14 protein-coding genes are annotated in these 24,530 nt (G+C 38.0%); 9 read left to right on the plus strand and 5 right to left on the minus strand.

Translation table 11 applies throughout. The features are described from left to right. Nucleotides 1–207 precede the first annotated feature (207 nt). From L2586_RS09995 to L2586_RS24815, 4 genes are all read left to right on the plus strand, one after another. The gene (locus tag L2586_RS09995) at nt 208–2,499 is read left to right on the plus strand and encodes a hypothetical protein (RefSeq protein ID WP_235292749.1); all 2,292 of its coding nucleotides are present in this window, start codon (nt 208–210) and stop codon (nt 2,497–2,499) included. A gap of 255 nt (nt 2,500–2,754) precedes the next feature. Then, complete coding sequence (locus L2586_RS10000) at nt 2,755–5,139, plus strand: hypothetical protein (protein WP_235292750.1); 2,385 nt, start codon at nt 2,755–2,757, stop codon at nt 5,137–5,139. Between the two features lie 395 nt (nt 5,140–5,534). Further along, a complete protein-coding gene (locus L2586_RS10005) occupies nt 5,535–8,648 on the plus strand; it encodes a M60 family metallopeptidase (protein WP_235292751.1) in 3,114 nt (1,037 codons plus the stop codon). A 185-nt stretch (nt 8,649–8,833) separates the two neighbouring features. Continuing rightward, complete coding sequence (locus L2586_RS24815) at nt 8,834–8,953, plus strand: IS66 family transposase (RefSeq protein ID WP_394804403.1); 120 nt, start codon at nt 8,834–8,836, stop codon at nt 8,951–8,953. A gap of 128 nt (nt 8,954–9,081) precedes the next feature. On the opposite strand, the gene L2586_RS10010 is transcribed toward L2586_RS24815, so the two are convergent. Next, nucleotides 9,082–9,765, minus strand: a complete 684-nt coding sequence (locus L2586_RS10010) for a glycoside hydrolase N-terminal domain-containing protein (RefSeq protein ID WP_235292752.1) — start codon at nt 9,763–9,765, stop codon at nt 9,082–9,084. A gap of 380 nt (nt 9,766–10,145) precedes the next feature. Between L2586_RS10010 and L2586_RS10015 the strand changes: the two genes are divergently transcribed. Continuing rightward, the gene (locus L2586_RS10015) at nt 10,146–10,304 is read left to right on the plus strand and encodes a hypothetical protein (protein ID WP_235292753.1); all 159 of its coding nucleotides are present in this window, start codon (nt 10,146–10,148) and stop codon (nt 10,302–10,304) included. A gap of 230 nt (nt 10,305–10,534) precedes the next feature. Here L2586_RS10015 and L2586_RS10020 read toward each other — a convergent pair whose 3' ends face one another. After that, a complete protein-coding gene (locus L2586_RS10020) occupies nt 10,535–12,361 on the minus strand; it encodes a hypothetical protein (RefSeq protein ID WP_235292754.1) in 1,827 nt (608 codons plus the stop codon). 370 nt (nt 12,362–12,731) lie between these two features. On the opposite strand from L2586_RS10020, the gene L2586_RS10025 reads away from it, so the two are divergent. The 3 genes from L2586_RS10025 (at nt 12,732) to L2586_RS10035 (ending at nt 17,742) form a co-directional block, all read left to right on the plus strand. Then, a complete protein-coding gene (locus tag L2586_RS10025) occupies nt 12,732–14,708 on the plus strand; it encodes a tetratricopeptide repeat-containing sensor histidine kinase (protein ID WP_235292755.1) in 1,977 nt (658 codons plus the stop codon). Between the two features lie 233 nt (nt 14,709–14,941). After that, nucleotides 14,942–15,712 carry a hypothetical protein gene (locus tag L2586_RS10030; RefSeq protein ID WP_235292756.1) on the plus strand — a complete coding sequence of 257 codons (771 nt, stop codon included), beginning with the start codon at nt 14,942–14,944 and terminating at the stop codon, nt 15,710–15,712. Between the two features lie 158 nt (nt 15,713–15,870). Further along, entirely contained in the window at nt 15,871–17,742 is a 1,872-nt protein-coding gene (locus L2586_RS10035) for an FG-GAP repeat protein (RefSeq protein WP_235292757.1), read from the plus strand. Nucleotides 17,743–17,931: 189 nt separating this feature from the next. Here the strand turns inward: L2586_RS10035 and L2586_RS10040 are convergent, their stop codons facing one another. The 3 genes from L2586_RS10040 to L2586_RS10050 form a co-directional block, all read right to left on the minus strand. Then, on the minus strand, nt 17,932–20,022 hold the full coding sequence (locus L2586_RS10040; RefSeq protein WP_235292758.1) for a T9SS type A sorting domain-containing protein: 2,091 nt from the start codon (nt 20,020–20,022) through the stop codon (nt 17,932–17,934). A 551-nt stretch (nt 20,023–20,573) separates the two neighbouring features. Continuing rightward, entirely contained in the window at nt 20,574–20,900 is a 327-nt protein-coding gene (locus tag L2586_RS10045) for a DUF1566 domain-containing protein (RefSeq protein WP_235292759.1), read from the minus strand. Between the two features lie 27 nt (nt 20,901–20,927). Continuing rightward, the gene (locus L2586_RS10050) at nt 20,928–21,425 is read right to left on the minus strand and encodes a hypothetical protein (RefSeq protein ID WP_235292760.1); all 498 of its coding nucleotides are present in this window, start codon (nt 21,423–21,425) and stop codon (nt 20,928–20,930) included. 383 nt (nt 21,426–21,808) lie between these two features. Between L2586_RS10050 and L2586_RS10055 the strand changes: the two genes are divergently transcribed. Further along, nucleotides 21,809–24,517, plus strand: coding sequence for an autotransporter outer membrane beta-barrel domain-containing protein (locus L2586_RS10055; protein ID WP_235292761.1), 2,709 nt, complete (start codon nt 21,809–21,811; stop codon nt 24,515–24,517). The last annotated feature ends 13 nt before the right edge of the window (nt 24,518–24,530 follow it).

Here is a 24,530-nt window from a genome sequence, read left to right on the forward strand (position 1 = left end):
TGATGTTATCGCTTTCTGCGATGATATCGGTCTTAGGAAATAGATCTTACATCGCGGTAAGCGGTGTCAGATCAGTAAGCGCTGTCAGATCAATGAGCGCTGTTAGTTCTATTCTTATCAATGAATTCATACATTTTAGTTTACTACCAGAATTCATAGATGTTTAGCCTTTGTTTTGAACCTAATTTTGAAGAAAAGACAAAGACAATGAAAACAACACAATTACATTCAAATTACAAAACGCTACAGTCTAAAATTATTCTCACGCTGGTTAGCATTATTCTCGTAGGCGCCTCCCTATTTGGTCAAAAAGTAGAAATACAAGGAGATGCTAATATTTCAGGACAATTAGAAGTTATGGATACCATCCTCTTTTCAGATGGAACGACACTTGCTTCTGCATGCCTGCAGATCCTACAAGATTCAGATGCTGACACAAAAATAGAAGTTGAAAAAAATGCAGATGAGGACATCATCAGATTTACGATCAAAGACGTCGAAATAGCACGATTCGAAAACAATAGACTGGAACTAGCTGATGGTGGAGGTTCTGTGTTTATCGGATATAAAGCTGGAGCATCCGATGATGCAACAAACAATAAGAGTGTTTATATTGGTTATGAAACGGGGCAGCAAGCTAATGGTTTTGCAAACACTGCTGTAGGTGCGAATGCTTTTCAGAACAATTCTAATGGTTCCGAGAATACAACAATTGGCGTTTCGTCAGGATACCAATCATTAGGTTCTAACAATGTGTTTGTCGGTCGAGATGCTGGAAGAGAAGCAGCAGGAGGAAATGATAATACCTATCTGGGACATAGTGCAGGAAAATACAATAGGGGCTCAGGAAATATATTTTTAGGAAAAGATGCTGACATCGTCGGAACAGTGCATAACAAATTATTGATTGATAACAACTATCTACAGACTCCATTTATTTATGGTGAAATGGATGGGAGAAAATTAGAAATGGATGCGTGGACAAGAGTACTAAGGAGGTTAGATATTGATGATAATAGTCTTCAGTTTACCAATATGGGAAGTGGTGACACCAATAAAGGCATCAAATTCGGAAGTACTACTGCTGGATTAATAGGTATAACCTTTGAGAATAATGGCAACTACAAAGACAAGCTTCATTTCAAAACCTTTTATGATCAAGGTGGCTTTTCTTTGCTAACATTAAATGGAGAAAATGGAAATATAGGCATAGGAGAGGTAGATCCGCAAACTAAGTTGCATATAAGAGGGAGTAGAACAAGTGGTCATGTCATGAAAATCGAAAATACTAGCACAAGTGCAAGTGCCGATGGTTTAGAGATCAAGATTAACCGAACAATTACTGGTTCATTAAACAACTATATCACCTTCACAGATGCCAATAGTACTACTGGGAGAATAGAAGGATTTGCGCTTGGAGAGGGGCCCAACTTTACAGATTTTCCTGGAATAGATTTTAGTGTATACTTTGATGTAAATGCTATAATCAATGCTGTTTTTACTCCTGGAAGTTTTCCAACATTAAATCCAGGCTCATTTCCGTCACTGAATAGAGGAAGCTTACCATCTCTTTCTGGAGGTAGTTTCGGAAGTTTGAGCTTTAATGTTGACTTTGATGACCTTGCTGATAATTTAGCATGCCAAGCTAATCCATTTTGCAATAGTTATAAGCAATGGATTTCTGGAGGTATATCTGGAGCAAGTTTTCCAACATTAAATCCAGGTGCATTACCTTATCTCTATGGTGGCAGTTTGCCATACCTTTCAGGGGGATCACTTCCTCAATTTAATATTAATGGGCTAATTAATCCAAGCATACAAACTACAGCATATGCTGATATGGAAAAAATTGTGGGTTGGGCTTTTGAAAATGGAATAGAAGCCTTATCTGCTGATCCATATAGTATAAAACTAATGAATGATCCAGATTATTGGGCAAATATTGCAACTCAGAAACACGGCGGCGTCACTTACGGGTCCAAAGGTGCGGATTACGCGGAATGGTTAGAACGAGAAGATCCCTCGAAAGCTATTAAAGGCGGGCAAATAGTTGGTGTTAAAAATGGAAAAATAAGCCTAAATACAGAAGGTGCAGATCAAATAATGGCCATATCAGTAATGCCTGTAGTGCTGGGAAATATGCCTGATTCATCAAGGGTTAAAGATTTCGAAAAGGTTGCTTTTATTGGTCAAACCCCTGTCTGGGTAGTTGGAGATGTCGAATCCGGAGATTACATTATCGCTTCTGGTCAAAATGATGGTTATGGATTAGCCGTTGCAGAAGAAGAATTGACCATTGAGCAGATCTCGAAAGTGGTCGGTCGTGCTTGGGAAGATGGGGATAAGATTGTTAACCTAGTCAATATGGCAGTTGGACTCAAAACCAATGAAATGGCGAATATCCTTGGACGTATGTCTAAAGAAATGAACACTATGGATCAGAGATTAACTTCCATTGAAACGATGCTAAATGCTAAAGAATTAGCATTTAAGGAATAATTGAAAGCTCCTTACTCTATGCGAAACGATAGCATAAAACCTGTCGTTTCGCAATTACTTTTTATCTATTATAAAGCAAAATATCTTACTTTTTAATATGCTTCAAAATTCAAAATAGCATAAACATTGACCTAAAACCTAACCCCTTACACTCTTTTCACAACAATTATTCGGTTCATATAATCAAAAGATACTGGTTTTCATAGATGTTTTGGCCGCTGTGCTATGCATAGATTTGTAAGAAATATTAATCAAATGAAAGCTATTACTTACCACAAATCAAAAAGTTTATTACTTAGAAAAATCACTTTACTTTGCTGCTTAACCGTCTTTTTTTCTGGTCTATCTGCCCAGCAAGTCGAAATTTTAGGAAATGCAAAAGTCACTGGCCAATTAGAAATTATGGATACCATCCTCTTCTCAGATGGGTCTGCACTTGCTTCAGCTTGCCTACAGATACTGGCTGATGCAGATAGTGATACTAAAATTCAGGTTGAACGATTTCCTGATGAAGACCTAATTAGGCTAACTTCTAACGGTAAAGAAGTGATGATCATCGATGAACGAAGACTTCGTTTAATTCACAATACCAACTCTATTTTCATCGGTTCCTCTACGGGAAAAAATGATGATGGAGGAAATGCCAACTTATTTATTGGGAATGAGGCTGGGGCTGAAAACACAAATGGCGCACGAAACACATATATCGGTCACGATGCAGGTACTTCAAATATAAATGGATTTCATAATACTTATATTGGATCTGGTGCTGGTGCAAATGGACAAGGAGGTCAAAACACCTTTATTGGGTTTCGCACGGGGCAAGATAATTCAGGAGAATATAATACATTGATCGGAGCGAATGCAGGAGGGCAATCCTCTGGAAATAAAAATGTTTTTATTGGGACCAATGCTGGATATACATCTACAGAAAGTGGAATGTTGATTATAGATAACCGAGATCGAGAATCTCCGTTTATTTACGGGAACTTCAGTAACAATACTTTAGATTTTGATGCAAATGTCAAAGTAAAACGGGATCTGAATGTTGAAAATGAAATTACCATTGCAGATGCTTCTGCTTATCGAGGTCTTAAACTGGGATTTGGCGAAGAGGCACTGTTCGGAATAGTTGGTCAGAAAATTACTTTACCTAGTAATCCCCCCATAAATTTAGAGTGGATGCACTTTGGAGTTTCGAATGAAGGTGATTTTTCTCCCGCACTTTCGTTGAATAAATTCGGTTCGATAGGTGTTGGAACACTTACTCCTCAAACCAAATTTGATGTCGTTTCTTCCAATCCGATAGGCCACATTATGAAAATTGAAAATACTGCTCCTGGGATCGAAGGAGATGGTCTGGAAATAAAACTTAATCGACCGAACAATGGAGCTGGTAACAATTTTATCACTTTTAATGACCAAGACGGTGTAGCTGGAAGAATCGAAGGATTTAGCATCACAGAAGATATCTCTATGGCCTCATTTCCAGAAATAGATTTTACGGATTACTTTGATATCGTTTCCATCCAGAATTTAGTCTTTGACAGGGGATCGCTTCCTAGCCTTTCAGGCGGGCAACTTCCATATTTAAGTGGAGGTTCTTTCCCAAATTTTAATCCAGGACAATTCCCAATATTTAATGCTGGAACTCCTGCATCTTTAAATAATGGTAGCGTAGGATCATTTTCACTAGACTTTAATGGAGATGCTTTTATTCAAAATTTGCTTTGTGGTCCTTTTTGTCCAACTCCTCCGGTAGATTTTTATACTTTTGAATGGACTGGATTTAGTTTTCCAACTCTTAATCCTGGAAACTTACCGTATATAAGTGGTGGTCAATTACCATCTCTTTCTGGTGGTTCCTTTCCAACTCTAAATCCAGGACAACTTCCGACTTTATCAGGAGGTCGTCTTCCATACCTTGATTTCGATATCTTTTTTGACCCCACACCGATCGCTGGTGCATTCACCGACTTAAAAGAGGTTATGTGTTGGGCGCTAGAAAATGGTGAACGGAGTTTAATTACAACGAATCCTCAGGATATTGCTTTATTAAAGGATCAAGCATTTCTGAATAATCTAGCGGACTGCAAAAATGGTGGGGTAACCTACGGATCTGGAGGTGCTGATTATGCTGAATATCTACTAAGAGAAGATATTAATGAACACATCGAAGATGGTCAGATCGTAGGGGTAAAAGGAGGTAAGATCACGAAAGTAACCGAAGGGGCGGAACAATTACTAGTAATTTCAATGATGCCTATCGTTCTTGGAAACATGCCAAGTGACACCCTTTCTCTAGACCAATATGAAAAGGTCGCTTTTCTTGGACAGGCACCAGTCTGGGTAGTCGGAAAGGTAAGATCTGGTGATTATATTATCCCTTCAGGTCGTCATGATGGATATGGGTTAGCCGTTGCACCAGAGGAATTAAAGTTAGAACATGTATCTACAATCGTGGGCAGAGCATGGTCTGATGGAGACCAATCCGTGAATCTTGTCAACATGATCATAGGACTTAAAACCAATGAAATGGCAACGATTCTTTCACGCACCAGCGCTAAAGTAGATGCCCTTGAAAACAGAATGGCGCAAATAGAAACCGTTTTAGGCATTAACGAAACCGCTGAAAACTAAGCTATAAAACTTACTAAATCATTGATTGCAACTATAATGAAACTGAATTGACTGATCATCCGATTAATCAATTCAGTTTTTAGTTTGATCCCGTTTCGAAAAAATCGCAGTTCTGGTCTGATCAATAATTACCCAATTGTTATACTTGCTTCTTAACTCTAAAATTGACAAATTGCGACATCTGGAAGGCCGAATAAAATTAATTTGTTTAACTATATGAGATATCAATTTAGCCGCTAGACCAGAAACCAAATTATTAATGAAAACCACAGCTGAAAAGTGCAAGTGAAATTAAGAGTACAAACTGATCTACAAAGTTATCACCGTTGGCCTTGTATGGCAATCCTCCCTTGCTCCGACCTTTTTAACCTTTAAAAATCTCATCCTCCAAAATTATGAAACAAGTTAACAAGCTCATTCTTTTTCTCCTACCGCTATTTTTCATTTCTACAGGTTTAATTGGCCAAAGTGTAGTTTTGGATTTTGACGAAAATATAGAAGATGCGCTAGGAAATTACACGCCGACTAGTTCTGGGGAAATAACTTTTATGGATGAAGATGGTCGCAAATTCTGTCGATTAAGTCCTGGAAGTCTAATTGAATTTCCAGTAAGTTTAAGTGAAGCTGCCTTTGCTAAAAACTCCTTTGAAGTCAGTTTCGATATGAGAATACTAGATTCAGATCCGATTGATGCTGATTGTTGTTGGCAAGGCTTTGACTTTTTTAGCGCCAATGAAAACAACACTGTGCTTAATATAAAGATGACTAATTATCCAGGTTTTGAGGCAGAATGGGGATTTAATTTTAATGATGGGATTAATGGCTATGCTAATGGTACTTATTTTTATAACGATCCAGACATAGAGTCATGGCGAAGAGTGTCTTTAAAATTTGATATTAGTAAAAACAGATGGCAGACAAGCCTTGGGGATGCTCGGTTTGATGGTCCCTTTTCACAGGATTTTGATTTTGAAAATTTTCAAGAATTATTGACAAGCAATCAAATTCAAATAAAGGGCGTTTATGGAGCAGCTGAAGATATCTTCATAGACATAGATAACTTTAGAATTGACGCTCCAACTGCCACTGACAATGAAGCCTTAAAATCAGCTTTTCAACAACTTTCCAATGACTTAACGGGTGAAGTAACCTTACAGGAATCGGAAAAAGAGAGTCTCAAAGAAACAATCATACAAAATTTGTATTTCTCCGATTATGAAGACTTTAAAAATGATTTATTCCACTATACCGCTGCTTATGAGGATTTGAATCCGCCTTTATATGAAAATGGTCAGTCGTTTGCCTTTAATGAATTACCTCTTCATGATCAAGTGCTTCAATATTCACAGGACTATGTTTTCCAGACCCAATTTATCCCTGGAAATATCGAAAATATGGAAGGTGTAGCATTTGAGCACGCTAAAGTGGCTCCTGGAACAGTTCCAGAAAATACACCTAGAATTCCTGAAGCTACCGTAACTGTGAATGGATCCTATCATCGCGATATAGCTGCTGAGTTAACAGATCAGTCTCGTGTCGTTAGACCTACTGGATATTTTGTTGCTGCTGGAGATATCGTAACCATTACCGTTCCTTCCGAAGCGGTCAATAAAGGGCTTTCTATTATTGTAGGCGCTCATTTTCGTAATATGGACTACGATTATATTAGCATTATCAACAGATTTCCAGATATTTCTGCTGAGTACCCACTTACAAGTTCGGAAATAAAAGTAGCGAACCCATTTGGTGGAGGAATTTATCTAAAGGTACCAGAAGGAACAAGCGTCGGAGCCATAGAAATCAAGATCGAAAACGCTGTGAAATCGCCTTACTTTTCGTGGAGGGAAGCTTCGAAAACCGACGTCAGTGAATGGCTGAATCAAGTTGCTAATACAGGAGCTCCATGGGCAGATTTCGAATCCGATAAATTTATGTTTACTATTCCCACAAGTAAACTTGACAGTATCACTAATCCTGATGAAATCATGACTCGGTGGGATGAAATCATGGATGCGGCGCGTTATGTTGCCGGCAGACCGAATGAGCGACCAAGAGCTGAATACTATAGCTTCGATACCCGTCTTGTAACTCCAGCATACGGAGCTGGCTATCCGCTTATTATACCTATATCAGAGGCCTTTCGTCCAGAAGAACCGAGTTGGAATCCATTGACCGTGGTCACTACAAAACCACATGAAACTTTATTTCATGAAATGGGACATAATCACCTAGATCCTACGATGGCTTATGGTGGAGATCTCGATCCGTGTCACTTTCTGGAAGCGGAATCCGTAAATCATATGTTGGCTACTTCTGTATACAGCAATGTCTATAATCTAAGTGTCAATGATGCACTTAGAGAGAGTGGTGTAGGTCAGCAATTTGGGTTTTACCAAGCTGCTTTTGATTGGATCATAACGAATAATTTCCGAACCAATCAAAAGATGTACCTAGATGATTCAGCTCCTCTAGAAGAAAGTGAAATGCTTAGATATCAACCTCGAAGCTGGGCTAAGTATGCGGATATCGCGGAGATATTTGGCTGGGAAGCTATTTCAAAAGTCAATGGGCAATTCTATGAAAGTGGAGTAGAGCAATCCTCGACGGTTTGCGACTGGCGTGGATATGTCGTAGGAAGAGATGAGTACATCAAGGCAGCATCAGACGCTCTGGGTGTTAATATGACTCCATTGTTCCATTTTTGGGGTATTAATCCTTCCCCAGAATTAGCTGCAGAATTGCAATTTTATCCACAGAGTCCAGAAATCAAAGCAAGGATATTAGAGTACAGGGAAAATGTTGCCCCGAAAACACTAGAAGACTACATGGTCTACCACGATCTATTTCCGAAAGAAGATTATCAATATCCACGATATGAAAAGTACCTTCAAGAATTCGATGAAGAATTTGCTGCAGATATACTTGCTCAATTTGACTTCTTAATTGCTACTTATTTTCCTGCTCCGAATACAGAGACCGCATTTTTAGGATTTAATATACCAGAGGAAACCGAATTAGCAGTCATCGACTCTACAGAAAGAACGATAAGCATTACCGTCAGCTCAGAGGCAAATCTTCTTGAATTGACGCCAACTTTTATGCTCTCACAAGGTGCAAGTGCAAGCATCAATGACGTAAAGCAAATAAGTGGAACATCTGTGGTTGACTTTACGAATCCTGTTGTGTATAACGTTTTAGCCGAAGATCAAATTGCAAGTGCTGACTGGACGGTTACCGTTAATCAAGAAACATCTTCCACAAGTGACGAAGCCCAAGGATCAATTGCAACGATTTCCCCTAACCCTTTCAAGGATGGGTTTCATATTTCTTTTGGCGAACTAATTCCGTCTCAGATGATCGTGTATGACTTAGCTGGGAAGGTTAAATTTCAAGATCTGCACATTATGGATTCTTCTCTGAATATCGAAATTGAAGGACCTCCTGGGATTTACATATTGAAGGTAGAATGGGAAGGGATGTCAAAACACTATAAAATATTAAAGCAATAGTTCCGGAAGTGTTTAAAGGTAATCATTCTCAATTGAATAATAGCGTTATAGAAAAAGGCAAGAGCAAATAAAACCCCAACTAGAACAATTGCTAGATTGGAGTAAACAAAAAATATTAAAAACAACACCTAAAAGTAAGATAGGTCAAGCATTAGGTTACTATATAAGGCAAATATCCTAAACTAATTGCAGTAACCCAATCTGGTAAGCTAAAACTAGATAACAATCTTATAGAAAACAAAATACGTCCATTAGCTTTGGGCAGAAAGAATTTTTTATTTGCAGGTTCACATGATGCAGCTTAAAGAATAGTGATAATGTATACCATGTTCGCTACTTGTAAAGCCAAGAATGTAAATCCTAGAGAATGGTTAACTCAAACACTTAATATCCTAGCTGACAAGCAATTTGTTGATTATAAATCTCTAATACCTTAATTGCGGCGTGTACTTGCTCGGATGCTTACCCCTTCAGGATATTCTAACCTTCGAAGGTCTTGACCCGTTACAGGGCTTTCTTCTCCACTTATTCCTGCTAAGTTATAGGCTGGAGGAATTAACTCAGAGCTTATTTCCCCTTCCAAGCCTTCGAATCGGTACCAGCCCACTGGATCTTCAGCATGTACGAAAGCATAAAAACGAACACCACTTTTCCAGCTCACTTTACAGATAGCCGTTTCTAGATTAAGATGCACGGACTCTACCTCTCCTAAACTAGACACATCAAACTCAAGTGCAGCACCAGGAATTTTCGATGGTGCTGGGCTCCGGTTATAAGGAGCATCATATCGATCTTGAACAGGTTTGTAGTCATCTTTCTTCCATTGATCATAAACCCACTTGTAATTATTAACCCGCGTATCTGCATTCTCCATAGGTCGCAAATCCCAGAGATCAACTCGGTCTAAGGATAACCTCAACTTGCCTTCTTTTTCCCATACCAAAGCACCTACCATTCCATTTCCTAGCGGTATCCCTTCGTCCCACACAGCAGGTAATGCAGAGAAGATGAGGTCATGTGGGGATTCTTCTAATATCATTTCCGCTCTTTGTGCGGATATCTCTAGAAGGAACAGGAAGAAGATTAGGGCCAATGTTATTTTATTAAAATTGTTCATTTATGTCCTTTTGAGTAATGTTCAATAATTGATGAAGTTTATGCTCATTCGATGTTTTTGGGAAATTTAATAACAATTATCTGTAATTTTCATGGGTTCTAGTTAGAGTATCTATCTTCACATGTTGCTTAAATTTATTTCCATATCATCAAGAATACTTAATGTAAAAAACATTAAATTCTGAGTTCAAGATATCATTATTAGGGCAATAGCCCTAATGGTGCTTACAAATTTTAGATTCATGTTTTTATTTCTTTTAAATAGTCACCGTGAAAATTTTGAAACACAAAGACATTAACAGGTTTCGACCTACAATTGCGATTAGACAATTGGTTTAAGAAGTAAGTTAAGTTCATGAAAACAATATGAAGTTTGATTGAGTGAGATATACTGAAGAGTGGTTGGTGGATAATGTAGATCTCACTATAAATAATTTCATCAAATATGCTGAAGCTAATAATGTCTTATTTCAATTTTCAAAATTCGATAGCGAAGTTCAAATTGTCGTAGAGGTCGATGGAAGAGATTTTGATTATTAGGTAGCCTTAAAGTTAAATGGTTTGGGTTTAAAATCAATAGCTTCCCTGGTTGGACAGTTGAAAGGACATATGAATGTGGCCTCTAAAAAAACTGGAATGTTTCTTCGTTTACGATTAATATTCCAATCCGAGGTTAATGAATAATTGAATTGTTTGTAAGTGCAAAAAAGTAAAAATATTATGGTGCGTTATTAGACTACGCTGCTTTAATCATAGTTTTCGAGTCACGATCAATTGGCTTTTTCTTTATCAAAGGCCTCTGGGTTTAGATATTTTCCGCGATTTTCTGCTTCTTTTACCTCTTCCACTTGAATTCTATTTTTTCTAGCAAATGCATCGTTCCTAACACCCGTTACCTGCCAGCTAACTTCTATGTTTGGCTTATCTGTTTTTAATTTAAAAGAGTTTCCACTAATTTTTTCGCTTATGATGGCTTGTGCAAACTCACCAATTACGGTCAATTGATATCGGAATTCCATATTCAAGGCTTCAAAGTAATCTGGTAGATTTACAATTGCGTTTCCGTCCTTGTCAGTAACAATGTTGCCATTATAAATATTCATCATATCTGGGCTCTCCACAAAACTGTGGGAGAGGTATTTGTTCTCTGGGTCAAGGGGATGGTCTATCTTGAAACTTCCTGAAGACTTTGAAAGCACACCTGCAACATGAACTCTTCCTAAAAAATATCCAGCATACGAAGATCCTCCTCCTGATTCAGCAAGTATTGCATTGGCACTGCTGTGTGTACTGGTTACTTTTACATGGATACCTTTTCCTTGTTCTCCTGTTGCTTCGCCATATATTGCTTTTGCAGATGATCCAGGTGCTTCACCTCTGACTCCTTGACCACTTGGTCCATTAGCTCGTCCTTTTACCCCTCGTCCATTTATATTCGCGCCTGAGGCAAATCCATAAACACCTATTTCACCACCAATGGCTTCAATTGCGGTACCATTAGGACTAATTGATGATGCCGAAATTCCAGTTGCAGCACCAGTATTACTAGTATTATATGCAACGACTGCAATTCCATTTGGGTCGTCACTTATTCCATGAACTCCTGTTTTTCCTTCACCATATACTCCTATTGAGTTACCTTCTGCTTGAACTCCTATACCATGACTGCCATCTGATTCTGCGTGGACGGCAATACCATTTCCTTGTCCAGCATAGACATATGCTCTTACTGCTGTTCCTGAAGGATGCCAACTTCCAGCCCGCACTCCTACACCATTTGGCGCATGGCTCTCCCCATAAACTCCCGTTCCACCTCCAGTTGTCGAATTCGCTCTCCCCGTAATTACATATGTACTTTCTTGGTCAGATTCTGCAAAAATAGCAGTATCATCTGCCTTAATGTATGCACCTACAGTTGGCGTAGCATTTTCATCATTGAAGAAAATGCCATAGTCGACAAATCCATTTGTGGTGCCGTTTTTCAACCAGAGAAGCGTATCACTTAAGCCCGAGGAATTAATCTCGAGACGCGCTTGAGGATCCATTGTCCCGATTCCAATATTCTCATTGGCGCCAATGGAAAGACTAGGCCGATTGTTGGTCCCGAGATTGAGGCTGTTTCCTTGGCTATACATTCGCGTAATCCCTGCACCTCCACCTCCGGTAGCAACTCCTATCCTAAAATTATATGTGGCATTTCCTATACGAAGATCACCAGGTTTTCCAGCATCTAAATTCCAATCTCCCCCTTTGACATCTAGTCGTGCCATTGGTTCGGCAATGCCAATTCCCATCTTACCTTGCGAATCGATCCTCATGTATTCTGTAAAGGTAAATGTGGCATCATCATAAGTAGCAAAAAGTAAACTGTGGCCAGGATTCCAGCTCATCGATGGATCAGGGTACATCTCACTTCCACTCCAAAATCGCACATATCTAGATCTATCTTGATTGGAAATATTCAGCTCACTAGGCTCTGCATTAGTTTTAGATCGAATGTCCATTGTAGACTCCGGTACAGTAATGTTCACTCCAACATTTTGAGCTGATAGTGCAATGAAAGAAAGTAGGAAAACTAAAATAATGACCTGTTTCATAAACTAAGTGTTTCTCCTAATATAGACTGCTTATCATTTTACTCAAAGCATCACTTAGCCAACAGTCCCTTGTAATTAGTTAATGGTGTATAGGAATTAGAAGAGATCATTGATGGAAGCGCAAAACTGAGAAATAGGAAAGTTATAAGATTCTATTGTTTTCTAATAGATGTAATGAGACATTAGCTAGTAAAAATCAATGAATTCATAGAGGCTGGACATATTAATTTATAACATCTTTAGCCATTCGAACATCACTAGATGAAAATGAAGAATGATTTTATTATTTTTAGGTAAAAGCGGTTGAAAAAAATTCATTAAATCCGATAGCCTTTAATAAAGCTGCTTTCATTGTCCAAATTTGATTCAAATGAAAATACATTTATCACTCAAATTATACCTAACCATTTTCTTTGTTTCAACTTGGATTACTTGTTCATCTCAAGGTTCGACCGACAGTTTAAGTTTAAAATTTGAAGCAGCAACGTCTGATAGCTCAAAGTTGAAAATCTTTGGTGATCTTTTTTTACATCACTTAGTTCGCGACCTATCAAAAGCTAAAGAACTCTTGTTTGTTATTGATTCCCTTTGTACTGAAATCAGATCAGAAGAATGTGAGGCCAATAAAAATATGTTCCATGGATATTACCATCGAATCAATAGTACTTATGATTCATCTATTGTGTTTTTTGAGCAAGGATTCGACCTCTATAAAAACATGAAAAATGATAGCAAAATGGGGGTTTGTGCTTTTAATCTCGGGGTGGTAAATAGTTACATGGGCAATTATGAAAAGGCTGTAGAAAAGTATTATTTAGCTAAGACCTATTATGAGAAGAGTGAGAACAACAATGGTGTCATCAATGTCTACAATAGCTTAGGTATTATTTATAAAAATCTAAATGAATTTGATAAAGCAATTACTAGTTATTCCAATGCTGGCGAATTAGCCGAAAAGGAAAACAATATTCCTATGCAAGCGATGATCAATAATAATATTGCAAACCTATTCTATCAGCAAGAAATGGATCCAGATAGCACTATAATATATGCTAATATTGCTCTAAACTTAGAACAAGAGTTAGAAAGAAATACAGGAATTGCTTCAGCATATAATTTACTAAGTGGCGCCTATCTTGATAAAAACCTACATGATAAAGCAAGAGAATACGCTGAATTAGCTGTCAATTACTCAAGAAAATCTGGAAGTAAACGTTTTATCGCTATTCATGAAATGGGTTTAGCAGATATATTAAAAAAAGGGAGTAATAAGCAGCTAAGTGAGCAATATTACTTGAATTCAATTGCCATTGCAGACTCTATTAACTTAAGAGATCTACAAGTACATGGCTATAAAAACTATGCTGAACTCCTTTCTGAACAAGGTAAATTCAAAGAAGCCTACACTGCTAGGTTACAATATGAAAAGTACAAAGATTCATTGAGTATCAATGAAAGCAAAACCAAAATTGCGGAACTAGAAACTAAGTATGAAACTGCAATTAAAGACAAAATATTAGAAGAGCAGAAACAAGATTTAAACCAAAAAACTTACCAAAGAAATCTCCTTTTTGGAGGATTAGGTCTTTCTGTTCTGCTTGGCGGGTCTTTCATTTGGGGGCTTTTCAGTAGAAGTAAGAGAGACAAGAAAATTGCACTGCAAGAACAAGATTTAAACCAACAAAAAATTCAAACATTGGAACAAGAAAAGAAACTCCTTTCTATGTCCTCTATATTGGAAGGTCAAGAAAATGAACGCATCAGAATTGCCAAAGATCTGCATGATGGATTAGGTGGATTACTGACTACTGTTAAAGCTCATTTTGGCAAAATTCAATCTGAAATTGAAAAGGTAGAAAACCTAGATATCTATAACACCGCTAACTTGATGATCGACAAGGCACATGATGAAGTTCGACGAATTTCGCATAATCTCATGCCTGCAGATTTACGCGCTGGCGGACTGTCTATTGCGGTAAGACAATTAGTCCATGAATTAAGGACAATCCACGAGACGAAAACAGATTTTGAATTGGTCGGATTTAATGATGATCGATTCAACGAAAAAATAGAATTGTCCGTTTATCGGATCATGCAAGAACTCATCAATAACATCACCAAATATGCAAATGCCCAAAGTGTCTTCATCCAACTTTCGAAATTTGAAAAGGAAATTCAAATCGTCGTAGAGGACGATGGTCAAGGTTTTGACTATGAATCAGCATTAAGAGCCAGTGGATTAGGCTTGAAATCTATTGCTTCACGCGTAGAACAGATGAAAGGAAGCATGGACGTCGTTACTTCCCCAGGGAATGGCACTTCGGTTACAGTCAATATTCCATTTTAGGTAGTTTATATGGGTTATTTTAAATTTTAATGTAGACTTTATCATTGACAAAAGAATTTGACTTGAAAATCATGCTGAAGTACATATTTATTAATTAAACATAATCTCATTTACCTCCTAATTTGTATACACAAGTTTAAATTAAAAAACATGAAGTTTAGAGCTTAGCTATTGAATTTGAACATTTTATATTTTAATTTTGCTGTAATGACCCCTCCAACTAAACCAAAAGCATGGCTGATTATAGTGACAAAGAAGACAAGCGGAAACAAGAAACCATTGCCTTCGCTGAGCCCGAAACCGCAGAAAACGAAAAAGGTAAGTCTTTAACTCCTCCATCAAATCCAGTCAGTTCCGGAAAAGCTCCAATTCAGAAAAAGGATCCAGAATCAGAAAATACAAAAGATGATAAGGAGGTTGACGTTGATGTAAAAGTCTTACCTCCAAGTGTACAAATGGCATTTTGGAGATTTAAGCTTTCTGCCGATACTGGAGAGGCTAAGTTAGGGTATAAAAAAGACGATTTTAGTGCCGGATTAGGATATAGTTATGGTTCCGCTTTAAGTCTAGGGGTGAAAAAAGGTCCATTTTCTGGAAAAGCCGCTTATTCTCCAGGAGGTTCAGACTTCACTCTTGGCGCTGGGTATAAACAAGGTCCATTTAATGCAGGACTTTCAGTAAATCCTTTAGGCCAATCTGCTTCTCTTAGCTTGGGATATGGTTCACCTCTTTTACCTATGCCAAATGCTTTTAGCTCTGCAATGCAATCCGGTGGAGACGCAGCAACTAACATGATGATGCAAGGACCAATAGCACCTCTAAATGATCCTATGGATTATTATAATTCAAATAAAGGCAACATAGATGATATATCTAAGGCTGCAAAAATGGCAGCAGATCTAGCTAAACAAAAAAAGGGAGTGAATTTTGGAGTCGGAATGAGACTCAGTGCAAGTCAACTTCGTGGAATATCCTTCACCTTGGGTGCACAAGGTAGTTTTTAATATTTTATCTTTTTAAAGAAGTAAAACTCTTGTTATTCATTTAATTTTCTTCACAAAGTGTTTTAAATTTTTATAAACCATTCTTTTTACCTGTTTTCCTAGATGTTTTCGAGGTATAATATTTCTCAACTTTATGGATTTAATTAAATAAATAAAGTATGAAAACGCTATACCTAATCTTATTTATGATACCACCCTTTGTAGGAATCCTAGCGCAAAACACCATTACAGCAACTTATAATACTGGAGATATTCCCACAAGTTTTGATTCTTATGATGACTCCTGTAATGGTCCGTCAGCTACACTCTCAGTGACACTTCCACCTGGTGACAATTATAATGTGGTAGCTGTCGATGTTGAATATGATATGACCGCCATCGGAACAGGACAAAAGTCTCACCAGCGCTCATTAATTAAATTCCAAAATACTAATAAAGATGAGTTGCAGGAAAGCGCTGGGAAGGGTAGCGAATCAGGTACCTACAAGTATTCCAGGACTATTAATATTGCCAATGGAAATTATCCCGGTGGATCAGAACTAATATTTGAAATCATGGCGAGGCGAACGGTCGAAGGTATCCAAGGGTGCAATACTTTGGTCAATAGAGTAGATGCAACAACTTGGAAAATTACTGTTCATTATAGTGATGAAATAAGCAATCCAAAAGTGGGAATAAATAATATATCGCCATCTCAAGCTATGGATGTTGCTGGAAAAATAAAACTTGGTGACGACAATACCTTGCCAGAGGAGGGAACTATCAGGTGGAATGCTTCCATAAAGGACTTCGAAGGATTTAACGGTTCGGAATGGCTATCATTTACAAAGAATGAAGGCGGTAATTGGGGAAACAAGGATATAACTGAAAATGGTAATTTTGCAGCCTATGATGGTCAGGAATTTGATCAAATAGGGAACGCCGTCTCCATATCAGGAAACTATGCAATTGCTGGAGCAAGAAATGCATCGGTAGGAAACAATAATGGCCAAGGAAAAGTTTACCTATTTACTAAAAACGGTGACCATTGGTTGGACGGTTTATTTAAAACATCTTCGGATGGATCTGCAGGTGATTATTTTGGTTCAGCGGTGTCCATTTCAAATGATTACGCCCTCATAGGAGCCCCAGGTAAAGATGTGGGTGGAAATGCCGAGCAAGGGAAAGCTTATATTTTTAAAAAAAATAATGGCTCATGGGCAGAGGAGTCTTCATTGGTTTCATCCGATGGGACCATTAGTGATAATTTCGGATCCTCCCTTTCAATTTCTGGAGACTATGCCATCATAGGTGCACCATATAAAACTGTAGGGAGCAATGAGTTTCAAGGAAAAGCATATATATTCAAACGAGATGGGATGATATGGTCTGAGCATGCAATCCTTACCGCACCAGATGGGATGGAATATGATCAGTTTGGTTCAGAAGTCTCTATTTCAGGTGATTACGTCATCATAGGTGTAGAAGGGAAAGACGTTGGTTCAAATACTAACCAAGGCAAGGCATATATTTTCAAAAGAAGTGGTAGTGCGTGGAATCTGCAGTCTGAATTATTGGCTTCGAATGAAACAGCATATAGTTTTTTCGGTTCTGCTGTTTCTATATCTGGGGATTACGCAAGTGTCACCTATTTTGATTATAGTGTAGGTGAATTTGGTCAAGGTAAAGTATGTGTTTACAAAAGGTCAGGAACTTCATGGAATGAACAAGTTTGTATCATCGATGCTAATGGAGCAGATATTGATCAATTTGGATCCTCCCTTTCCATGTCTGGAGATCATTTGGTCATAGGAGCTTCGCAGAAAAATGTTCTGAACAACTCAAATCAAGGTAAGGGATTCATTTATAAGAGATCTGGTTCTCTTTGGTCTGAGCAAGCTGGAGTTGTTTCTTCAGATGGAAAAGCAGGCGATTTTTTCGGTTTTTCTGTTGCTATTGATGGTAATAATGTAATCATAGGATCTACTAATAAAGATGTAAATGGTAATATTGATCAAGGTAAAGTGTATTTCTATAGCAAGGACGAATGAAAATGAAATGAAATCAATACAAGATTCTTAAAGCTTTTAACTTGCGGGTTTGTCCATTTTCAGTAAACGATTCTTTTAGAAACCAAAAAATATCTTAAGACGATGTTGTTAATGCCCAAGATACGACCGACTACCTTTTCATATTCTTATTAATTCTGAAACAAACTCTTAATCATTCCATTTTGCTGCTTATAAGCGGATAAATTTACGGGATAAAGTATGTTGACCATCCGACAATTGAATAAAATACAAATCTGATTTTAGATGATTAATCGAAATGGAACCTTTATAAGATTGTATATTCTGTGATGAAACTAGTTGCCCCAAACGATTGTAAATGAAACAAGTAGAGGGCTTAAATGTTGGGGACAGTTCAAAATGCAGGAACCCTGTATTAGTAGGATTGGGGTAAATTTTAAAGTCCTGTTGACTTTGAATTGGTTCTTCAACACTTGTAACAACTTCAAGGTTATTCTCGATTCTTACATCATCGACATATGCTGCAAAGGGTCTTTCTTCCGGACCATAGTCATAAGTGATGACAATTCGATCAATTGTTTTCCCAGAGATCCATTGCCCGATTGGGCTTCTTATTTCGGTCCATTCATCGATAGTACCTCTGGGGTTTCCAGGATGCATTCCATTACCTGATTGATCCACTGCATCTGTATCTCTTAGATTGCTCCCATCGCTCATGATCAAGTCAATAGCTACATTTCTACCACCTTCATTTAAGGGCATAATATGATACGAAAGATCGGTATCTGCTTCGACAGTAACATCAACATCGAAGACCTGGAAATATACGAGGGATAATTGGTTAGATTGATCGACACCTTCAATCAGCAAGCTAGTGGTGCCTAGATGGCCCTGATCATTAACTAAACTCAAGTTGGGAAAACCAGTTCCATTTGGTCCGGCAACATTCACTGGCGGTATTCCTTCATCAAAAGTGTTCAACCAATCTGGTTGTGCATCATACTTTGGTTCCATGCTTGTCCGAAAGAAAAACGGCGCACTATGTGGGGAGGTGGTAAAAGTGGGAGGGGGAATCGTTCCATCCCGAAAATGCTGGGAAATCTCACCAGCCAATCGTAAATAAAAATCTGGGGAATGATAAACACCATCAGCAGACAGCGTCAGAAAATACTGGTTAGATGGTATGCTGAAGTAGCTATCCGCAGAATTCATGATCGCAGTTGATTCATTGTACTCATCAAACATGGCAATGTATCCAGAAGAAATACCCAGGTTTCTGATATTTTTTACCTGATGCCAAAAGAAGTCCCCGCCCAAACGAGGAACTTGATTTTGAGGACTAGCGCCGACTTCCCAGTTATGGTTGGATATTCCAGCAAACATTACAGGTAAATAATCTAAACCGTTTGCTTCACAATAGGCGAAATCACCTTCCAAATAATGATCATTGTAAGAATCTGCTGCAACGGTATCGAAGAAGCCACCCACCGTCCATGGAGATACCATGTCCAGTTTGGTATAGACCGTATCGAAATTAGGTTTTGAGCCTATCTCACCTGTTCGCCATTCAATCGGTACACCACCGATGACGTAAATCCCTTGATTCTTGAACCACTCAATGAGCTGCGCTGTCTCTTCGGATGTCCCATAGACATGGTCAAAACCAATACCCCAAATACAAATCACTGGTTTCCCATCTTGATGTAGATATTGGGGAGAAGAAGTAATTTGTAAATCCTTAATCATCCGCTCTTCCCAGTCCTCGGTAACAGTTGTGAAGAGATCGGCACCTAATTCGGTGATATCATACATCATGTAAAACACACGCCCATATTCTTCTGCTGCCCTAGCTACTCGAACCGCGTTTGAATCCCTGTTAGCAGTTAAAATAGGCTCATCAAACTGTGTAATAAAGCGCTGTAGGGCTACTCCATCGATGCCGTTTTCTTCCATCCAACTAAAATGTAATTGGGTTACGCTTTCAGAATAAGAAGAAAAGAAGGTTGCGGGCGTTCCATCTCCTAAATTGCCAAAGTTGTTATAAAATAGGTCTTCAGGGCGATATTCACTTACTTCCGGGTATAACTCAATATCTACATTGCCTGGTGCAGGTGAAGGGTAAGCCCAGGCAAACCAGCGATCTATTGGGGAACCATCTCCGGGACAATTAAACCATGCTTGGTAGCCGCATATCACTTTTCCATGAATACTAGAAGGGTCTATAGATTGAGCAAAAGAGGAAAAAATTGAGCCCAACAAGAATATAAGAACCAATATAATTGTTTTGGAAGTTTGTATCATTGTTTTAGCTGTTTGATGGTTCGTAAATGTAAGAAACCCATTTATAATTCATTAGAGGAATGAATCTTGCAAATTCCGGCTCCACTTCCTCCTATAGTTACACCTACTTGAAGGTTTGAGAGTATTACCACTTATGATCTTACAAGCTTAAAACATTCCTAATCAAAAAATTAATTAGAATGCTCTTCTTCAAGCTTTTCAATTCTCGAAAGAAGTTCTTGATATTTTTAATTTATGATTCTCAACTCTTCCTTTAATGCAATTATAATTTCATTTGGTTCCTGGATAGCCTTGATCATACACGTAAAGAGCCGCTCTTACCGTCGTTGATCTGACTGCCATTTACGAAATTCTGTTACGAGGCTTTGGATTCAAAATTTAAAATTCATTTTTTTTAGAAAGTATTTGAAATTAATAACTGTTTTCTTATCGTTCTGCTAATAGAAGCAAAAATCCTGCAATTCAGTTTAAAAAGCCCTAATAGCTCGGACTTTACAAGTGCTGCTGCTTTTAAGTTCATTAAAAGCAAAGCCAATGTTAAAATCCAGAACTCAGGCATAAATGTCATTGAATTCGGTAGAGTTCCAATACCACGAATTCCCCAAAATTTCACCTCCATTGGCTGTGGCAACTGGATTAATCTCACTTTTCTTCTGGAACACTTGTTTCAATTCCTCCTTTGATGGTAAGTACCAGTCATCAAATCCTCCATAAGTTAATAGATTGCAATGCTGCGCCGCCGAGGATTTTTGTCCATCTTGTAAAATAATAGCGACTGTATTTCCTGCTCCATTTAGATTACTCTGTGCCGTAGCTCCGATCTCGACATTCGTAATATCGCTCCAAGACGTTAAGCCAATATCATATATGCTAACCACTTTGCCATGTTCTCCATTCGGACTTACTCAGAATACTACACCACCCTGTGCGAAGTCTCCTACGGAATAAGTAGTGGCTGGTGGCGGAGGAGATGCCCCCCATGATGCCAGTCCATCGGCATCGCTTATCAGTACTTTATCAGCGCCGGGACTACCTCCCATTATTTTTATTTGTCCGTCGACTTCCAGTTTGGCATCTGGATCGGTGACTCCTATACCGACTCTACCTAAAGAATCAATTCGCATATATTCTGTAAATATAAAATTTGCGTCGTCATAAGTTGCAAAGAGTAAACTGTGGCCAGGATTCCAGCTCATAGATGGATCAGGGTACGTCTCACTTCCACTAAAAAATCGCACATACCTAGATCTATCTTGATTGGAAATATTCAGCTGGCTTGGCTCTGAAATACTTTTCGATCGAATGTCCATTGTGGACTCAGGTATGGCAATGTTCACCCCAACATTTTGAGCTGAAAGCGAAATACAGAATAAAAGTAAAACTAAAGTATTGGTCAGTTTCATAAGCTGAAATTATATTCCAAGTTCAATAATTTTGTGCTTTAAAGCATCTATCGATTAGGCATTGGTATCTGACAATTAGGCAAAGGTGTTATAGGACAAGTTATTTGTTATCCGTTATATTGTTGTAGTAAGGCTTTTATATTCTTTTAGAATGTCACTGGAAGGAGTTTGCAACTCCATTAGAATCTCATATTCTAGCATTAGAACTACTAAACGAAATTCGAATAGAAAAAAGATTTTCATTCAGAATTTTTTGGAGTGTTTAAAGTTCTGGATATAAAGATATTATTAAAATGGAATTACAGTTTTTACATCAAATATCAATGAATTCATAGAGGTTTCATTTTTGTTTTATTCCGAAATTAGGGCAAAATCCAAAAAACATGAAACTAATTATCATCAGCATTATCTTACTACCTTTTATGGTGAATGGCCAAAACGTGGGAATTGGAACCAATACTCCTAATGCTTCTGCTAAACTTGAAGTGCAATCGACAAGTGGAGGCGTACTTATACCTCGACTAACAACTACGGAAAGAGACTTAATTCCTTCTCCCGCGAACGGATTGCTCATCTATAATTCCATTAGTAATCGATTCGAATTCTACAATGGAGCAGATTGGGGTCCAATTGCTTCAGCAACATCTGGAGGATCCTTGATTTCTGATATTGATGGTGATACGAAAGTGGATGTGGAACAAAATGTAGATGAAGATACCATCAGAATAAAGGTTGGGGGATACCCAATTGCAAAATTAGATGATCAAACTTTTCATCTTGAATCTAAGAGCCACGGAACTTTTTTAGGTCTAAATGCAGGGAAGTCAATACCAAGCTCTGAAAGTTGGAACACATTTATAGGACACAGATCAGGTGAGCATACAAGCACTGGAATTTCGAATACCTTCACTGGAGCGTATTCAGGAAATGAGGGAAACAAAGGAAATTCGAACAGTTTTTATGGTGTGCTTAGTGGTGGAGAAAATACGGGCTCTAACAATACTTTTTTGGGCATACAAGCTGGTCAGATATCTTCATCAGCTAGTGATAATACTTATATTGGTGCTATAGCTGGTGGACAGAATACAGGTTCTCAGAATATTGGAATTGGATTCTTCACTGCATATCTGGGCAGTGGAAATAATAATATTGGAATTGGAAATTACAGCTTGTTTAATGTCGGAAACGGAACAAGTAATTTAGTGGCAATCGGAGATTCTTCGCTTCACAAAAGTGGTCAAAATGCAACATTTCCATTCCAAGGAATCAATAATACAGCGGTTGGATCAAAATCTTTAAAAATGAACCAAACTGGGACGAGTAATACAGCATTAGGATATCACAGTCTCGAAAGTAACAGTAGCGGCTCAAATAACACAAGTGTGGGAAGTTCCTCATTAACAAAAAACTCAACAGGAATCTACAATACAGCTTTAGGAGCAATAAGTTTATCCAACAATAATGGCAGCAATAACACTGCTGTTGGTTATTCAGCAGGTAGATCTAATCAAAGAGCATCTAATAATACTTTTGTAGGTTCAAAGTCTGGAGATAATAACATTGGTAGTGGTAATACATTTATCGGCAGCGAATCTGGACTATCAAATGCTGGAGGTTCATCTAACACTTTTGTAGGGCAGCTTTCGGGTAGGGTGAATACTATTGGAGAACGAAACAGTGCTTTTGGTAATAGTGCTGGTGGCCAGGGAAGTTCAAATACACATATTGGCTTTGAATCAGGAAAATCTTCCACTTCCGATCACTCAGTAGCAATCGGTGATTCAACATTGATACAAGATGCTGGTTATGGAAATGTAGCCATCGGTCCTAAGGCTGGAATAGGAAACCTTAATGGAGAGCGGAACATATATCTTGGTGACTCATCAGGTTTTAATCAAGTTAATGGCGACGAAAATATTTTTATCGGTTACAAAAGTGGTGGCTTTACAGGAGGTTCATTTGGAGCAATCGCCATAGGTACCCGTTCAGGATTAGTCTCAGGGCATGAAAGTATTTCTATAGGTTATGAAGCAAATAGTTGGGGACCTGCTGGCAATATTTCTATCGGGAAGAAATCAGGGTTTCAAGGAACAGGTACAAGATCTATATACTTAGGAAATTATATGGGATATGATAACTCAGAAAACGATAGGTTATTTATTGGAAATTTATCCTATGGTACATTAATCTATGGAGAAATGGAAAATAGGCTCGTTAAGATTAAAAACAATTTATATTCTGAAAGCCTTCATATCAATGCAGATAATGAACATACACATGCAAATTTGTACATGAAAACCAGTGTTGGGAGTGAAGGTAGAGTATTAACCAGAGAGGCAGGGACGCAGGATATATATTTTGGAGATATTGATAATACAGGTGGATCAATCATTTCCCGAACCCAAAGTATCGAGAGGATGAGAATTGTAGAAACAGGAAATGTGGGGATAGGTACAGCTAATCCTGGTGACCAATTAGAAATCCATAGTTCTGAAAATGAGTCGCCTTTAAGAGTGAAAGTTGGAACCACAACACGTTTCAGAGTACACAACAATGGTGGTGTAAGTGTGGGAGCAAATCAAACTCCCCCATCAAGTGGGCTTCGTGTCTATAATTTAAACGATAATGTAGATGGAAAATTAAGGGCTGATGGAGCTGGAAATATATACAAAGATGCAGGTTCTAAATATATTTCTTTTTCACCTCGAAATTTCGATAGTAATCCTTCTGCTCCCTTAAACTTGATAACACCGCATTATATATCTGTTTTTGGACAGTCGGTTATGTTTGCTCCCATAAATATCCCTGATGGAGCCCAAATTAAAAGCTTAAGCATATGGTGCAAAGATGGACAGTCTTTGGGTAATCTAAATTTCAATTTGATAAAAAATTCACATAATTCAACCTTGTCAAGTAATATCATAGGAACGGCTTCAAGTTCAGGTTCAGGTAATGTACTCAAGGCTTATATGTCTAACATCTCTGAGGTCGTAGATAACTTAAATCACTCTTATTGGGTGGAAGTCTATAGTTCTTGTCCACCTACATTAAGTATAGATTTCACAACAGTGATTGTTGAATATGTAGATTAAATATCAATGAATT

Source organism: Portibacter lacus (genome assembly GCF_021533215.1).
Taxonomy (GTDB): Bacteria; Bacteroidota; Bacteroidia; order Chitinophagales; family Saprospiraceae; genus Portibacter; species Portibacter lacus.

Bases quoted from the DNA above. Each gene is read 5' to 3' on its own strand.
- L2586_RS09995 (WP_235292749.1), top strand. From the start codon at position 208: ATGAAAACAACACAATTACATTCAAATTACAAAACGCTACAGTCTAAA.
- L2586_RS10000 (WP_235292750.1), top strand. From the start codon at position 2,755: ATGAAAGCTATTACTTACCACAAATCAAAAAGTTTATTACTTAGAAAA.
- L2586_RS10005 (WP_235292751.1), top strand. From the start codon at position 5,535: ATGAAACAAGTTAACAAGCTCATTCTTTTTCTCCTACCGCTATTTTTC.
- L2586_RS10010 (WP_235292752.1), bottom strand. From the start codon at position 9,765: ATGAACAATTTTAATAAAATAACATTGGCCCTAATCTTCTTCCTGTTC.
- L2586_RS10020 (WP_235292754.1), bottom strand. From the start codon at position 12,361: ATGAAACAGGTCATTATTTTAGTTTTCCTACTTTCTTTCATTGCACTA.
- L2586_RS10025 (WP_235292755.1), top strand. From the start codon at position 12,732: ATGAAAATACATTTATCACTCAAATTATACCTAACCATTTTCTTTGTT.
- L2586_RS10030 (WP_235292756.1), top strand. From the start codon at position 14,942: ATGGCTGATTATAGTGACAAAGAAGACAAGCGGAAACAAGAAACCATT.
- L2586_RS10035 (WP_235292757.1), top strand. From the start codon at position 15,871: ATGAAAACGCTATACCTAATCTTATTTATGATACCACCCTTTGTAGGA.
- L2586_RS10040 (WP_235292758.1), bottom strand. From the start codon at position 20,022: ATGATACAAACTTCCAAAACAATTATATTGGTTCTTATATTCTTGTTG.
- L2586_RS10050 (WP_235292760.1), bottom strand. From the start codon at position 21,425: ATGAAACTGACCAATACTTTAGTTTTACTTTTATTCTGTATTTCGCTT.
- L2586_RS10055 (WP_235292761.1), top strand. From the start codon at position 21,809: ATGAAACTAATTATCATCAGCATTATCTTACTACCTTTTATGGTGAAT.